Below are 14,014 nucleotides of genomic sequence, written 5' to 3' on the forward strand. Positions count from 1 at the left end.
GGTCAGGGAACCGCCTCGGCCTCCAGCCCGGGAGGGGTCTGGGACAGCGGCGGGTGCTTGTCGATCTTCGGCAGGAACGCCGCCAGCAGGCCGATGGCCGGCAGGAAGGCGCAGACGCGGTAGACCGTCTCGATGTCCGTCGCGTCGGCCAGCAGGCCCAGGGCCGCAGCCCCGATCCCACCCATGCCGAACGAGAAGCCGAACAGCATCCCCGACATCATCCCCACCTTCCCGGGCGCCAGTTCCTGGGCGTAGACCACGATCGCCGGGAAGGCCGAGGCCAGGATCAGCCCGATCACCACGATCAGCGGCCCGGTCCAGAAGGCGCTCGCCAGCGGCAGCAGCAGGCTGAACGGCAGCACGCCCAGGATCGAGAACCAGATCACGTACTTGCGCCCGAACCGGTCGCCCAGCGGCCCGCCGGCGATGGTGCCCGCCGCCACCGCGCCCAGGAACAGGAAGAGGTGCAGCTGCGCCCCCTGAACCGAGCTGCCGAACTTATGGATCATGTAGAAGGTCAGGTAGTTGGTCAGGCTGGCCAGATAGACGTACTTCGAGAAGATCAGCGCCAGCAGGATCGAGATGCCGATCACCACCTGCCGGGCCGGCGGCGGAGCGATCTGGGCGTTCTTAGCCGCGGCCTGCAGGCGCGAGAGCCCGTGGGTCCGGTACCAGTTCGCCACGTTCCACAGCACACCGCCCGACAGCAGCGCCAACAGGGCGAAGAACATCAGGCTCGACTGGCCCCACTTCACCACCACCACCGCCGCGGCCAGCGGGCCGAGCGCCGAGCCGGCGTTGCCGCCGACCTGGAACAGCGACTGGGCCAGGCCATGTCGCCCGCCTGCCGCCATCCGCGCCACCCGGCTCGATTCCGGGTGGAAGACCGACGAGCCCATGCCCAGCAGGCAGGCGCCGACCACGACCAGCCCATAGGTGTGGGCGATCGACAGCACGGCCAGGCCCGCCAGCGAAAACAGCGTGCCGACCGGCAGGGCCATCGGCGTCGGCCGCTTGTCCGCATAGAGCCCGATCAGCGGCTGCAGGATCGAGGCCGTCACCTGATAGGCCAGGGTTACGATCCCGATCTGTCCGAACGTGAGTCCGAGGTCGGCCTTGAGGTTCGGATAGATGGCCGGAAGCAGCGCCTGCATCATGTCGTTCAGCAGGTGGCAGAAGCTGATCGCCAGGATGACCCCGAACGCCGTCGTTCCCGCCGCCTGAACCTTGCTGTCCGCCGTGATGCTCTGTCCGCTCATGCGAGCCTCCTCAAACTGGACGCTCCGCATAGGCCGTTCGCGCAGCGCCCGCATTCCTGTATGGGTCGAATAGTTTTGCGAGTGGGACACCATGCCGGTTTGGCTCAATCCTGACAGCGTCGAGGACACGCCCCGCCCCGTCGTGGCCATCGCCAACGACTATCCGCCCTCGTTCGAGCTGGCCTGGCACCGCCATCGCCGCGGCCAGTTGCTCTATGCCGCCCGGGGCGTGGTTGCGGTCTCCACGCCCGACGGCGCCTGGGTCGCCCCGCCCGAGCGGGCGGTCTGGACGCCGCCGACCGTGCCCCATTCGGTGCGGATGGTAGGCTCGGTCTCCACCCGCGGCGTGCTGATCGAGCCCGGGGTCTGCCCGGCGCTGGGCGAGCGCAGCAAGGTGATCGAGGTCTCGCCCCTGCTGCGCAGCCTGCTGCTGGCGGCCAGCGACCTGCCGCGCGAATACGACGAGGCCGGCCGCGACGGCCTGGTCATCGCCCTGCTGCTGACCGAGCTCGAACGCGCGCCGGTGATCCCGCTGGCCACGCCCTTCCCCAGCACGCCGGCGCTCGCCGCCAAGTGCCGCGCCTTTCTCGAAGCCCCCAGCCCACACGACACCATCGACGCCTGGAGCGCTCAGCTCGGCATGGGCCGCCGCGCCTTCACCCGCGCCTTCCGCCGCGAGACCGGCATGAGCTTCGCCGAATGGCGCCAGCAGGCCTGCGTGGTGGTCGCCCTGCCCCGGCTGGCGGCGGGTGAGCCGGTCACCGCCATCGCCCTCGACCTCGGCTACGAGAGCCCCGCGGCTTTCGCTACCATGTTTAAACGCCTGCTCGGCGTCGCACCGAGCCGCTATCTGGGGTGACGGCTAGCGGTCGTATGTCCCCGCATAGCGTTCGCGCAGCACGTTCTTCTGCACCTTGCCCATGGCGTTGCGCGGCAGTTCGTCGACGAAGAACACCTTCTTGGGCGCCTTGAACGCCGCCAGCTTCTCGCGCAGCGCCGCGATGATCGCGGCTTCGTCGCCCGACCCGATCACCACCGCCGTCACCGCCTCGCCGAAGTCGGCGTGCGGAAGGCCGATCACGGCGCTCTCGCTCACACCCTCCATCTCGTCGAGGATCAGCTCGATCTCCTTCGGATAGACGTTGAAGCCGCCCGAGATGATCAGGTCCTTGGCCCTGCCGGAGATCCAGACGCGTCCGTCAGGGTCCCGCCGCCCAACGTCGCCCGTTTTGAAGAAGCCGTCGGCGGTGAACTCCTCGGCGGTCTTCTCGGGCATCCGCCAGTAGCCGCCGAACACGCTCGGCCCTCTGATCTCGATGACCCCGGTCTCTTCACCTCCACCGATGCGCAGCTCTACGCCCGGCAGCGGATAGCCGACGCTGCCGGCGATCCGCTCGCCGTCCAGCGGGTTCGAGGTGATGATCACCGCCTCGCTCATGCCGTAGCGCTCCAGAATCCGCTTGCCTGTCCGAGCCTCGAACTCGGCGAAGGTCGATTCCAGCAGCGGCGCCGAGCCGCTGATGAACACCCGCATGTGCTCGGCCGTCTCCCGCGTGAATCCGGGATTGGCCAGCAGCCGCGTGTAGAAGGTCGGCACCCCCATCATCACCGTCGACTTCGGCAGGGCCGCCAGCACCTGCGCGTCGTCATACTTCTCCAGCCACACCATGGGCGCGCCCGACAGGAACGCGCAGTGCAGCGCCACGAACAGGCCGTGGACATGAAAGATCGGCAGGGCGTGCAGCAGCACGTCGTCGCTCGAGAACCCCCACGCGGCGTGCAGCGCCAGCGCGTTGGCCGCCAGGTTCCCGTGGCTCAGCATCGCCCCCTTCGAGCGCCCGGTGGTGCCCGAGGTGTAGATGATCGAGGCGAGGTCGCCCTCCTCCCGCGGCGTGGTCTCCCACAACGGCTCGCGCGTGCGCGCGTCGGCCACCAGCTCCACCGCATCCTCGACGAACAGCGCCGGCTCGGCGTCCTCGATGAAGTAGTCGACCTCGCTTTCGGTATAGGCGGTGTTCAGCGGCAGGAAGACCGCTCCCACCTTCAGGGTCGCCAGGTAGACGACCACCGCCTCGATGCTCTTGGCCGATTGCAGGCCCACCCGATCGCCGGGCTCGACCTCATGCTCCACCAGCAGCGCCGCGGTCCGCGCCACGTCCTCCTCCAGCGCCCCATAGCTGACCGCGCGCCCGTCGGGCGTCAGGAACGCCGGCTTGGAACGATCGTCCGGAAAACGCGAAGCGAGCAGGTCATAGAGGTTCATGGCCCCTGCCTAGCGGGTCTTTCCCGACGCGAGAAGAGCGCGCCCTCCAGATGCTCCCCCTCTGGGGGAGCTGTCGGCCGAACGGCCGACTGAGGGGGACTTTGACTCCATACTCGGCCGGCGCCACCAAAGCTCAGCTTGTTGGGAGACCACCGCATGGAAGCTCCGGAACAGACGCGGCGACTTGCGCTTGCCCTACGACGCCGGATGACCTTGCCTGAGGTTCTGCTCTGGCGGGCCTTGAAGGGCCGCAAAGTCGACAGCCTTCACTTTCGCCGCCAGCACCCGCTCGGTCCCTACATCCTCGACTTCTACTGCGACGCCGCCAAGCTGTGTGTGGAGGTCGATGGCCATACGCATGGAACTGGAAATCGGCCCGAGCGGGACGAACGGCGAGATGCCTGGTTGGCGGAGCAAGGCGTCAGAACATTGCGGATACCCGCTGCTCTGGTGCTGGACGACGTCGACGACGCGATCGCGACGATCCGCCAAGTCTTACAGGACTAAAGTCCCCCTCCGTCTCGGTGCTTCGCACCGATCCACCTCCCCCAGAGGGGGAGGATCTAGGCGCTCAAGATGCTCCCCCTCTGGGGGAGCTGTCGGCCGCATGGCCGACTGAAGGGGACATTGACTCCCCTACAACGGCAGCGCCGTCGTGAACTTGATCTGCTCCATCGCAAACGCCGAGCTCACGTCGTCCAGCGGCGCGGTGGCGATCAGGCGCTTGTAGAAGCGGTCATAGGCGGCGATGTCCGAGACCATCACCTTCAGCAGATAATCGGTCTCGCCTGCCAGCCGGTAGATCTCCACGACCTCCGGCAGGGCGGACGCGCCCTTGGCGAACTGGGCCAGCCATTCCTCGTCGTGGCGGTTGGTCTTCAGCGACACGAACACCACCAGTCCCAGGTCCAGCTTCTCGCGATCCAGCAGGGCCACCTTGCGCGCGATCACCCCCTCGTCCGTCAGCCGCTTGACCCGCTTCCAGCACGGCGTCTGCGACAGCCCCACCCGCTCGGCCAGCTCGGCGACGGGAATGGTCGCGTCGCCCTGCAGTTCGCGCAGGATTCGCCGATCTATCGCATCCAGGGAAACAGATGATCCGCCCAAAACCGCCTCCGGAGAACTGAATTCTCCTTTTCTGCAAGATCGCCGAAAGATCGACAACGCCTTTCTCCGCGAACGGCGCGACCCTTGCGTCTCCTGGCGAGTATGGAGAGCCCTATGCTGGACGCGTTCAACCGGCACCCGGAATCGGTCGGCGAGACCTATGGCGAGCACCTCGCTCAGGCCGGGACCTTCGGGGCGACCATGATCACCGCCGGCGCCGCCTGCCTGGTCCACGCCATCTTCCCGTTCTGGTTCGAAAAGACCGCCAGCCAGTGCGTCCAGCGCCTGCACGCCCAGATGTCGGCCCGCAGCCGCGCCGCCGAGACCGCCTCTCGCAAGGCGCTCCAGGCGTGACTCATCTCGCCGCCGGCGGCGTTTCGGCCTCGCGCCATCCGGCCGCGGGCGCGGCCCTGGTCGGCCTGATCGCCGCCTGCGCCCTGCTGGTCGGCCGCGCCACCGGCTTTCCCGCCCCGGTGCTGGCCGCCGTCGCAGGCATGGGCGTCGGCCTGCTCGGCTGGTCGGGCGCTCTCGCCCCCGGCCTGTCGCTCTGGGCCCGGCCCGGCCTGCGAACCGGCGTCGCCCTGCTGGGCGCCCAGATCGCCTGGGCCGAGCTTGCCGCCCTCGGCCTGCCGGTGGCGCTGGCCAGCGGCGGGGTGGTGATGGCCAGCCTCGGGGCTGGGACCGGCCTTGGCCTGCTGCTCGGCCTGCCGCTGGTCGAGGCGCTGATCGCCGCCAGCGCCGTCTCGATCTGCGGCGCCTCGGCCGCCATGGCCGCCTCCAGCGCCCTGCCCGAAAGCGAGGCCAGCCGCCGCACGACCGCCCTGGTCGTGGTCGGGGTCAACCTGCTCTCGACCATCGCCATGGTCGCCTATCCGCTGATCGCCCGCCATCTCGGCTTCAGCGAGCGCCAGACCGGCGTCTTCCTCGGCCTCTCGATCCACGACGTCGCCCAGGTGGTGGCCGCCGGCTCGTCGGTCTCGCCGACGACGGAGGCCTCGGCCGCCCTTTCCAAGCTCTCGCGCATCCTGTGGCTCGGCCCGGTGGTGGTCGCCGTGGCGCTGTCGATGGGCGCCAGCGCCGGCCAGCGCCGCTTCCCCGCTCCGCCGCTGTTCGTCTGGGCCTTCGCGGCCCTGATGGCGGCGCGCAGCTTCGGCCTGATCCCCGCCGCCCTGCTGCCGGTCCTGGCCACGATCTCGCAACTGCTGCTGCTCGGCGGCGTCGCCGCCATCTCTGCCCAGGTCGCCCCACGCGACCTGATGCGGATCGAGCCGAAGCTGGCCTGGACCCTCGCGACTGCGACCGGCGTCATCGCCCTGCTCGCGGCCGCCGTCAGTCTGACGCTCGTGCGATAGCTCCTGTCGCGCGGCGTCCGCCCGGGCGGGAGCTCCCCCGCACCCGTCCGGGCTAACCGATCGCAGCCTCCAGCGCCGCGTGCGCCTCGCGCGCCTGCGCCCACAGGTCGGGCTTCACGAGGTCGTCGGGCGCGATCTTCTCGGGCCAGTGCGCCTCGACCACCCGCGCCAGGCTCTCCCAGCGCGCGGCGTCCAGGATGAAGCGCGGGTCGATGGCGGCCCGCGCCGCCCCGTCCACCGGGACGCGCAGCCGCAGGCAGGCAGGCCCGCCGCCGTTGCGCATGCTCTCGCGCACATCGACCACGACGGCCTGGGTGATCGGGTTGTCGGCCGCCAGCACCGCCTCGACCGCCGCCCAGGCGGCCGCGTTCTCCTTGGCGTCCGACGGCAGGATCAGCGCCATGCCGCCGTCCGGCAGGCTGACCAGCTGGCTGTTGAACAGATAGGACGACACCGCGTCCGCCAGGCTGACCCCAAAGATCTCGACCACCTTCAGGTTCGGCAGCCTGGCGTGCAGGTCGCGATAGAGCCGCGCTGGATCGGCGAACGCCTCAGGGTGGGCGAACAGGACATTGGCGTTGGCCACCGCCACCACGTCGTTGTGGAAGGCTCCGGCTTGCACCGCGCCCTGGTTCTGCAGGGCGTAGAAGGTTCGCGCGCCCTCCAGGCCGGCCAGCCGCGCCACCGCCTGGCTCGCCGGCAGGCTCTGGCGTTCGGGAAACGACCCGCCGCGGCTGGCCTCGCCGTGCGCGAACACGTTCAGGCCCGGCGCCCCGTGGCTGGCCGCCAGCCGCATGTGGTTGGCCGCGCCCTCGTCGCCGAAGTGCCGGGCGCTGGGCAGCGGTCCGTGCACGGCGAAGCGGTCCGCGTTCGAGAACACGCGTTTCAGCAGGGCGAAGGTCTCCTCCGCCTCGAAGCTCCGGTGCAACATGCCGGCGAGATTGGCGGTGACCAGATGCACCCGCCCGTCCCCGGTGTCGGGGGCGGCCAGCACGGTCGCCGCATTGGCCCGCCACATGCTCGAGGCCGAGCAGGCCGCGCGGAAGAGGCCAAGGTCCTGCTCGGCGGCGGCGGCCAGAACTTCGTCCTCGCTCCCGGCGAAACCGAACGCCCGCAGCGCGTGGGCCGCCGGCCGCTTCGGCGGCGGCAGGAAGCCCTGGGTCAGGCCCAGCTCCATCAGCCTGCGCATCTTGGCGAGGCCCTGCAGGGCGGCCGCGCGCGGATAGGAGGTCTCGCCGAAATTGGTCTGGCTGGCGACGTTGCCGACCGACAGGCCGGCATAGTTATGGGTCGGTCCCGGCAGGCCGTCGAAATTGATCTCTACAGCGCTCACGCGGCCAGTCCTGCGCCGATGCGGAACTTCACCTCGGCCGCCTCCATGCTGGCGACCGGATAGGCGCAATAGTCGGCGGCGTAATAGGCGCTGGGCCGGTGGTTGCCCGACAGGCCGGGCCCGCCGAACGGCGCGGTGGCCGCCGCCCCGGTGGTCGGCCGGTTCCAGTTGACGATACCGGCCCGCGCGCGGTTCCAGAAATCGCGATAGCGCGCCTCGTCGTCAGACAGCAGCCCCGCAGCCAGGCCGAAGCGCGTGGCGTTGGCCGCCGCGATCGCCTCGTCCCAGTCGGCGGCCCGGGTCACCTTCAGCAGCGGCCCGAAATGCTCGATGTCGGGGATCTGCACGCCCGTCACGTCGACAAGGCCCGGCGTCAGGAACGGCCGCTCGCCGTCGGGCTGGCGCATCTGGCGGATCGCCGTGCCGCCCAGCCGCCGCTGGGCCTCCAGCAGGTTCTGCGCGCTGCCAAGGTCGATCACCGGCCCCATGAACGGCGCCGGCTCGTCGAACGGCGCGCCGACCAGGATGCGATCCATCACCGCGGTCAGGGCCTCGACCATCCGCTCGCCTGCCGCGCCCTTGGGCACGATCAGCCGCCGCGCGCAGGAACAGCGCTGCCCGGCCGAGACGAAGGCCGACTGCACGATCAGGTGCGCCGCGCTCTCGGCGTCATCCACGTCCCAGGCGATCAGCGGGTTGTTGCCGCCCAGCTCCAGCGCGACGATCTTCTGCGGCTGGTCGGCCAAGGCCATGTGGATCGCCCGGCCGGCCGCGACGCCGCCGGTGAACAGCACCCCGTCGATCTCCGGATGAACGACGAGCGCCTTGGCGATCTCCGCCTCGCCGATCACCGTCTGCAACACCTCGTCCGGTACGCCGGCCTGCCGCCACAGCTCGACCAGCAGCAGGCCGCTCGCCGGGGTCTTCTCGCTCGGCTTGAACACCACCGCGTTGCCGGCGATCAGCGCCGGCGCGATGTGCCCGTTCGGCAGGTGCATAGGGAAATTGAAGGGGCCGATCACCGCCAACACGCCGTGCGGCCGATGCGCCAGCCGCGCCTGGCCGCCCGCGACCTCGCTGGCCTTCTCCCCCGTGCGCTCGGCCTGGGCTCTGATCGAGACCTCGACCTTGCCGGCGACGGTGTCGGCCTCGGTCAGCGTCTCCCAGAACGGCTTGCCGGTCTCGCGGCTCAGCAGCCGGGCGATCTCCTCGCGCCGCGACTTGGCGAGCTCTGCAAAGGCCCGCGCCACCGCATGACGCTCCTCCAGCGGCCGCGCCGCCCAGGCGGAAAAGCCCGCCCGCGCCCGCGCCAGAACGCCGTCCAGTTCGGCCGGCGCGCTCGCCGCGCCGCGCCAGACGACCTCGCCCGTGCAGGGATCGGTGGAGATGATCTCAGAATTCGACATGGCGGATCGTGTCTCCAGGTTGAACCTTGAGCGCCTGGGCCAGCTCCGGGCTGACCCGCAGCTCTTCCCCTGTCCACTGCACCTGCCCGCGCGAGGCGCGGAAGCTCTCGACCGCGCCATGGCAGGCCAGCACCTCGGGCCCGTCCTCGCAGGGGCCGACCTCAGCCACCCTGGTGATGCGGCTGTCGCGCACCGCCCGCAGGCTATCGATGTCGGCCACCATGGTCGGGCCGGCGTCGAAGATGTCGATGCAGCCCTCGAACCGGAACCCTTCCTCGGTCAGCAGCGCGTGCGCCCGCGATCCGTCCGGATGGAACTTGCCCACGGACTGCACGGCGTCCGGCGGCAACAGGTTGAGATAGATCGGATATTTCGGCCCCAGATCGGCGATGACCTGCTTGCCGGCGCCGACGCTGATCCGGTCGGCCTCCTTGAACTCCAGGCCGTAGAACTTGCGCCCCACCGCTTCCCAGAACGGGCAGCGGCCGTCGTCCTCCTGGAAGCCGCGCAGCTCCGAGACCACCCGGTCGCCGAACCAGTCGCGGTGCTCGGCCATGAACAGGTAGCGCGAGCGCGCCATCAGCCGCCCGCCCGCCAGGCCGCGCAGCCCCGGCCGTACGAACAGCCCGCCGACCTCCGCCGAACCGTCATAGTCGTTGACCGGGGTCAGGATGGTGTTCTCCACCACCTTGCCCAGCGCCTGCGAGGTCTGGCGCAGCCGCCCGATACGATAGGAATAGAACGGCCAGTCGCCGCCGACGCTGGGAAAGATGCAGCCGGTGCCGACCACCTCGCCCGCCGCCTCCATCACCAGCAGGATCTGGCTGCCGGCCTTGCGATCCCCGTTCAGGGCCGCCGCGCTGTTCGCCAGAAGCCCGCCCAGCCGTTCGCGACAAGGCGGCAGATTGGTCATGCCGAGACCGGCGCTGAGCGCAAGGGCGTGCAGGGCTTCGAGGTCGCTCGCAGCAGCGGGACGGATGACGACGCCGGGGGTGATCAATGGCGCCTCCGCAGAATGATCGCAGCCTTTGACCGTTAGTGTGCTAGGGATTCTGCGAAATGGGCGGCGGAAGACCAACTGGTCGGCCGCAGAACCTGCGGCGAGGCCTGGGCTTGGACGGATATCCTTCACTCGACCGGATCGACCTGAAGATCCTCTCGATTCTCCAGGCCGACGGCCGCATCACCAATCAGGCCCTGGCCGACAAGGTGGCGCTCTCGCCCAGCGCCTGTCTGGCCCGCATGCGCCGCCTGGAGGCTGAACGCCTGATCCTCGGCTACCACGCCCGGCTCGACATCGAGGCCATCCGGCCCACCGTCACCGTCTATGGCGAGGTGACGCTGAAGAGCCACCGCCCGGCCGACCTGCTGCAGTTCGAGGCCGTGCTCGCCGACATTCCCGAGGTGGTCGAGGCGGCGCAGGTCTCCGGCCCCTTCGACTATCTGATCAAGGCCGTCTGCCCGGACGTCCGCGCCTGGGGCGAGCTTGCCGACCGGCTGCTGCAGGAGGGCCTGGGCGTCGACAAGATCGCCTCGCACATCCTGATGAAGGACGCCAAGCCGTTCCGCGGCGCACCGGTGACGGCCAGCCGACGCTGAAACCTACGGGCCCGGGGTGCAGCGCGCGTCCAATCCGCCGGCGCCGCCCAGGCGGAAGCCGTTCGAGGTGACGGTGTAGGTCGTGAACGGCGTCCAGGCCTCCCCGGCCTTGGCTGGCAGGGCCGAGGCCATCGGCTCGCCGTTCAGCCTGTAGAGCACCAGCCGGGTGCTGAAGTACTGGGCGCGATATCCCTTCTCAGGCAGGCCCACGCAGCGCGTCGCCTGCGCGCTCGCATCGACCGCTTCGGACAGGCTGGCCAGCACGCGGATCCGCTCGCGATAGGCCGCCCTGGCGCAACCGGCGTGGTCGGCCTGCTTGGCGCACAGGCTGCGGCGCTTGAACCACTCGCCCTGTCCCTCCATCAGCGGCGACCCCGCCATCCGCATGGGCGGCAGCGTATTGATCAGCGCCTTCAGCTCCAGATCGAGCCCGCGCAGTTCGGCGTCGGCGCAGACCAGGTGATCGGTCGCATAGGCCGACTCCTGACAGTTGGCCGTAAACTGTTCCGGCGGCGGCGGCGCGGGCGCCTGCCAGGCGGCCGCCAGGCCCGCCGACATCAGCAGCTCTGCAAACATCATGGCCTCCCCAGTCTGCACGGGCGCCACCCTCGCGCGAAAAGCTAGCCTGCGCCAGTCCCGCCCGCGCGCTGCCGCCACCTGGGTGTCAGCAGCCGCACCCGCGCCCCTCGAAAAGCCCGCCGAACTGCGGCAGGAAGCGGCCATGCAGCGCATCGCCTTCCTCGCCCTGATCGCCGCCGGCGTGTTCTGGGGCCTCGGCTTCCCGCTCGGCAAGTTCGCCATGCAGGAGGCCCCGGCCGCCCACACCGTGCTGCTGCGCTTCATGGTCGCCGCCCTGGCGGCCCTGCCCTTCGCCGTGAAGACGCCCGAAGCCCGTGCGCTCTTCCGCTCGCCGGTCGTGGTGGCCGCCGGCGTGCTCTACGGCGTCGCCTTCATCGTCCAGTTCGAGGGCCTTTCGCACGTCAGCGTCACCCTGGCGGCGCTGCTGGTCGGGGCCATGCCGGCCCTGATCGCCGTTTCCGCCCGGCTGCTGGGCGAGCGCGTCACCGCCATCTCCTGGGCGGGCGTGGCCGCAGCCACCCTCGGCGCCGCCCTGATCGCCGGCAAGCCCGAAGGTGCAGGCTCGCCGCTCGGCGTGGCCCTGTCCCTCGTCTCGCTGCTGATCTTCCTGGCTTGGCTGCTGGTCCTGCGCCGCGCCCCGGCCTCGCCCACGCCCATGGCCCTGCCCGCCGTCACTATCGTCATCGCCGGGGCGACTATCCTGCCGATCGCCCTTGTCATGCACGGAGCCCCGCCCCTGTCGCTCAGCCCGGCGGCCTGGGCCGGGATCGCTGGTCAGGGCGTGCTGTCGACCCTGCTGGCCACCGCCGCCTGGCAGTTCGGCTCGGCCAGGGTCGGGGCGGCCAGCGCCGGCGTCTTCATCAACATCGAACCGCTGATGGGCGCGATCATCGGCGTCGCCCTGTTCGGCGACCACCTGACCTGGGCCCTCGGCTTCGGCGGGGCGATGATCATCGCCGGCAGCCTCGCCGTCGTGCTGGGCGAACGCAGCGAGGCGCCCCCGCCGACGCCCGCCTGAGCCGCCAGTCCGCAGGCTCGCGGCGCCGCGCCCCTCGATCCCACGGCCACACCGTCGGCCCTGGCGGTTCGGGCCGATTCGCTCGCCTTGGACCGCCGCCGGCCGCCCCGCACATCGGCTAACCCCCCGTAAGCAATGGCGTCCTGCGTCGTCGGGCGCGGACGTTAACCGTCTCGTTGCGTTCCGACGGCGATCGCCGCAATCTCCCGCGCCCCGGGGGCGGAGATGATTGCAGAGTTTCAAAGCGGCATAGCGCGCACGACGCGGTTTTCGGGACGGGACGCGCCGGAGGCCTTCTGGCCATACGCCTTCATCGTGCTGATCCTGGCCATGCTCGCCCTCGGCGCCTGCGTGGCCCTGTTCGCGCGGTTGGGCGCCGGGCCGGCCTATGCCGGTCTGGACGTCTGGCTGGGCGTCGCGGTCGCCGTCGCCGTCGCCCTGCTGGCCGCCGCCGTGACCCGCCGCCTGCACGACCGCGACGAGAGCGGCCTCTGGGGCCTGATGCCCCTGCCGTTCGTCGCCATCGACGTCGTCGGCTTTCCGCGCGCCCTGACCAACTACGCGCTCGGCGTGGCCGACACCTGGCTCGTCGCGGGATTGTTCGCCAACAACCTCGTCTATCTGGCGACGCTCGGCGGGCTGCTGGTCATGCTGGCCCGTGACGGCACGCCCGGGCCGAACCGGTACGGCCCTGCGCCCGACGTCTGGGACTTCAGCCCGACCTAGCGGACGAACCCGGCGGCCATCATCCGCAGCGGGTTGGCCGGGTCCGACAGCAGCTTGGCGGTCATCAGCAGCGAGATCGCCACCAGCAGCGGCCGGATCAGCGCCGGCCCCCAGCGCATCGCCGCGCGCGAGCCCAGCCGCCCGCCGATGAACTGCCCCGCCGCCATGGCCCCGCCGAGCGCCCAGACCACATGCCCGCCCAGGCCCAGCACGACCACCGAGACCAGGTTGCTGGTCAGGTTCAGCGCCTTGGTGTGCGCCGTCGCCCGGATCAGCCCCATGCCCAGCAAGGTCACCAGGCTGAGCGTGTAGAACGACCCCGCCCCGGGACCGAAGAACCCGTCGTAGAAGCCGATGCCGCCCGCCACCAGGCCGTAGGCCAGCGGCCCCAGCCGGGCATGCCGGTCCTCTTCGCCGACCTTGGGCGCCAGCAGGAAATAGAGCGCGATGGCGATCAGCAGCGCCGGCAGCAGCAGCATCAGCCAGCGGGTGTCGACCAGGCTCACCGCCACGGAGCCCAGCGCCGCCCCCACCAGGGTCAGCAGCAGGGACAACCGGATGGCGTGCAGGTCCAGCTTGCCCGCCCGCCAGAACGTCCAGGTCGCCGACGCGGTGCCCACGCTGCCCTGCACCTTGTTGGTGGCGATGGCCGAGACCGGATCCAGGCCCGCGGCCAGCAGCGCCGGCACGGTGATCAGTCCGCCGCCGCCGGCGATCGCATCGACGAAGCCGGCCGCCAGCGCCGCCGCGCACAACAGCGCGATCGCCTCAGGTCCCAAATCCGCAAACAAGACGCCGGCCCTCCGTAAGGGGCCGATATAGGCCGATGCGCGCTCTCGGGCCACCGGGCGAGCGCCGACGCCAGTACAGGCGCCGCATCGGCTGCGATGCGACGCCTGGAGCGGGCCAACGGCGGCTGTTGGGAACCGCCGAGAGCTGGGGGCTTGCGTCCGCCCACATCATGTCATGAGCGCAACAGGCGCCGCATTCAACACTTCAATTCCCCAAAATGGGAAATATTACGGCTGTAAAATTGTGTAAAATCAGCGCCTTGGAAAGAACTCCCTAATAAAGACGCTCATCTGCGCACCTGAAACCGCCGCGCCAGCTGCTGCAGGCTGAGCCTTGCGCCCAGTTCGTTGTCCTGCGCGCTGAGCCCCGGCGGCAGGTCCGCAAAGCTCATCGTGACCTCGCAGCCGCCGTGTTTCGGGGCGAAGTCTACGACGATGCGCATCTCCCCCTTCACTCATGTCCATTTGTCAAGCGATGAGGCAGCCGTAAGCGCCCGGCCGGAGGGCCAGGCGCTTTTCGTTGGAGTCCATACGCAGGGTCGGAGGCGGGGCTCAAGACGACGGTGGATCAGACACTCATG

The 14,014-nt window shown here is 70.2% G+C and carries 16 protein-coding genes; 7 read left to right on the plus strand and 9 right to left on the minus strand.

Annotated elements, in window-relative coordinates; genetic code table 11:
- Positions 1–2: 2 nt before the first annotated feature.
- Complete coding sequence (locus tag ACE3T2_RS17100; protein WP_374659517.1) at positions 3–1,259, minus strand: MFS transporter; 1,257 nt, start codon at positions 1,257–1,259, stop codon at positions 3–5.
- 91 nt (positions 1,260–1,350) lie between these two features.
- Between ACE3T2_RS17100 and ACE3T2_RS17105 the strand changes: the two genes are divergently transcribed.
- Entirely contained in the window at positions 1,351–2,118 is a 768-nt protein-coding gene (locus ACE3T2_RS17105; RefSeq protein WP_374659519.1) for a helix-turn-helix domain-containing protein, read from the plus strand.
- Between the two features lie 3 nt (positions 2,119–2,121).
- Here ACE3T2_RS17105 and ACE3T2_RS17110 read toward each other — a convergent pair whose 3' ends face one another.
- Complete coding sequence (locus tag ACE3T2_RS17110; protein ID WP_374659521.1) at positions 2,122–3,522, minus strand: AMP-binding protein; 1,401 nt, start codon at positions 3,520–3,522, stop codon at positions 2,122–2,124.
- A gap of 156 nt (positions 3,523–3,678) precedes the next feature.
- On the opposite strand from ACE3T2_RS17110, the gene ACE3T2_RS17115 reads away from it, so the two are divergent.
- The gene (locus tag ACE3T2_RS17115; protein ID WP_374659523.1) at positions 3,679–4,029 is read left to right on the plus strand and encodes an endonuclease domain-containing protein; all 351 of its coding nucleotides are present in this window, start codon (positions 3,679–3,681) and stop codon (positions 4,027–4,029) included.
- A gap of 129 nt (positions 4,030–4,158) precedes the next feature.
- On the opposite strand, the gene ACE3T2_RS17120 is transcribed toward ACE3T2_RS17115, so the two are convergent.
- Positions 4,159–4,629: an Lrp/AsnC family transcriptional regulator gene (locus tag ACE3T2_RS17120; protein ID WP_374659525.1), complete on the minus strand. Its 471-nt coding sequence runs from the start codon at positions 4,627–4,629 to the stop codon at positions 4,159–4,161.
- A 114-nt stretch (positions 4,630–4,743) separates the two neighbouring features.
- Between ACE3T2_RS17120 and ACE3T2_RS17125 the strand changes: the two genes are divergently transcribed.
- A complete protein-coding gene (locus ACE3T2_RS17125; RefSeq protein ID WP_374659527.1) occupies positions 4,744–4,983 on the plus strand; it encodes a DUF6356 family protein in 240 nt (79 codons plus the stop codon).
- Positions 4,980–5,981 (plus strand): YeiH family protein, encoded by a 1,002-nt coding sequence (locus ACE3T2_RS17130; protein ID WP_374659529.1) that lies wholly within the window; start codon positions 4,980–4,982, stop codon positions 5,979–5,981. The genes ACE3T2_RS17125 and ACE3T2_RS17130 overlap by 4 nt, the downstream gene beginning before the upstream one ends.
- Before the next feature lie 52 nt (positions 5,982–6,033).
- Here ACE3T2_RS17130 and ACE3T2_RS17135 read toward each other — a convergent pair whose 3' ends face one another.
- Genes ACE3T2_RS17135 through ACE3T2_RS17145 form a run of 3 tightly spaced genes read right to left on the minus strand, consistent with a single transcriptional unit; the run spans position 6,034 to position 9,720 of the window.
- Positions 6,034–7,314, minus strand: coding sequence for an N-succinylarginine dihydrolase (locus ACE3T2_RS17135; protein WP_374659531.1), 1,281 nt, complete (start codon positions 7,312–7,314; stop codon positions 6,034–6,036).
- The gene (astD, locus tag ACE3T2_RS17140) at positions 7,311–8,720 is read right to left on the minus strand and encodes a succinylglutamate-semialdehyde dehydrogenase (protein ID WP_374659533.1); all 1,410 of its coding nucleotides are present in this window, start codon (positions 8,718–8,720) and stop codon (positions 7,311–7,313) included. The genes ACE3T2_RS17135 and astD overlap by 4 nt, the downstream gene beginning before the upstream one ends.
- Positions 8,707–9,720, minus strand: coding sequence for an arginine N-succinyltransferase (locus ACE3T2_RS17145; protein ID WP_374659535.1), 1,014 nt, complete (start codon positions 9,718–9,720; stop codon positions 8,707–8,709). Before ACE3T2_RS17145 ends, astD begins: the two co-directional genes overlap by 14 nt.
- Positions 9,721–9,833: 113 nt before the next feature.
- Between ACE3T2_RS17145 and ACE3T2_RS17150 the strand changes: the two genes are divergently transcribed.
- Positions 9,834–10,319: an Lrp/AsnC family transcriptional regulator gene (locus tag ACE3T2_RS17150; protein ID WP_374659537.1), complete on the plus strand. Its 486-nt coding sequence runs from the start codon at positions 9,834–9,836 to the stop codon at positions 10,317–10,319.
- Between the two features lie 3 nt (positions 10,320–10,322).
- Here the strand turns inward: ACE3T2_RS17150 and ACE3T2_RS17155 are convergent, their stop codons facing one another.
- Positions 10,323–10,916, minus strand: a complete 594-nt coding sequence (locus tag ACE3T2_RS17155) for a hypothetical protein (RefSeq protein ID WP_374659539.1) — start codon at positions 10,914–10,916, stop codon at positions 10,323–10,325.
- A 124-nt stretch (positions 10,917–11,040) separates the two neighbouring features.
- Here ACE3T2_RS17155 and ACE3T2_RS17160 point away from each other — a divergent pair, with 124 nt between their 5' ends.
- Both ACE3T2_RS17160 and ACE3T2_RS17165 read left to right on the plus strand, forming a co-directional pair.
- On the plus strand, positions 11,041–11,916 hold the full coding sequence (locus ACE3T2_RS17160) for a DMT family transporter (protein ID WP_374659541.1): 876 nt from the start codon (positions 11,041–11,043) through the stop codon (positions 11,914–11,916).
- Between the two features lie 225 nt (positions 11,917–12,141).
- Positions 12,142–12,642 carry a DUF805 domain-containing protein gene (locus tag ACE3T2_RS17165; protein WP_374659543.1) on the plus strand — a complete coding sequence of 167 codons (501 nt, stop codon included), beginning with the start codon at positions 12,142–12,144 and terminating at the stop codon, positions 12,640–12,642.
- On the opposite strand, the gene ACE3T2_RS17170 is transcribed toward ACE3T2_RS17165, so the two are convergent.
- Positions 12,639–13,433 (minus strand): TSUP family transporter, encoded by a 795-nt coding sequence (locus ACE3T2_RS17170; RefSeq protein WP_374659545.1) that lies wholly within the window; start codon positions 13,431–13,433, stop codon positions 12,639–12,641. The two genes, ACE3T2_RS17165 and ACE3T2_RS17170, sit on opposite strands and share 4 nt — an antisense overlap.
- 287 nt (positions 13,434–13,720) lie before the next feature.
- Positions 13,721–13,876, minus strand: a complete 156-nt coding sequence (locus ACE3T2_RS17175; protein ID WP_374659547.1) for a hypothetical protein — start codon at positions 13,874–13,876, stop codon at positions 13,721–13,723.
- Positions 13,877–14,014 lie beyond the last annotated feature (138 nt).

Origin of the sequence: Phenylobacterium sp. (assembly GCF_041919955.1) — a bacterium.
Lineage (GTDB): Bacteria > Pseudomonadota > Alphaproteobacteria > Caulobacterales > Caulobacteraceae > Phenylobacterium.

Coding starts and splice junctions, on each gene's coding strand:
- ACE3T2_RS17100 (WP_374659517.1), bottom strand. CDS start 1,259: ATGAGCGGACAGAGCATCACGGCGGACAGCAAGGTTCAGGCGGCGGGA.
- ACE3T2_RS17105 (WP_374659519.1), top strand. CDS start 1,351: ATGCCGGTTTGGCTCAATCCTGACAGCGTCGAGGACACGCCCCGCCCC.
- ACE3T2_RS17110 (WP_374659521.1), bottom strand. CDS start 3,522: ATGAACCTCTATGACCTGCTCGCTTCGCGTTTTCCGGACGATCGTTCC.
- ACE3T2_RS17115 (WP_374659523.1), top strand. CDS start 3,679: ATGGAAGCTCCGGAACAGACGCGGCGACTTGCGCTTGCCCTACGACGC.
- ACE3T2_RS17125 (WP_374659527.1), top strand. CDS start 4,744: ATGCTGGACGCGTTCAACCGGCACCCGGAATCGGTCGGCGAGACCTAT.
- astD (WP_374659533.1), bottom strand. CDS start 8,720: ATGTCGAATTCTGAGATCATCTCCACCGATCCCTGCACGGGCGAGGTC.
- ACE3T2_RS17160 (WP_374659541.1), top strand. CDS start 11,041: ATGCAGCGCATCGCCTTCCTCGCCCTGATCGCCGCCGGCGTGTTCTGG.
- ACE3T2_RS17165 (WP_374659543.1), top strand. CDS start 12,142: ATGATTGCAGAGTTTCAAAGCGGCATAGCGCGCACGACGCGGTTTTCG.
- ACE3T2_RS17175 (WP_374659547.1), bottom strand. CDS start 13,876: ATGCGCATCGTCGTAGACTTCGCCCCGAAACACGGCGGCTGCGAGGTC.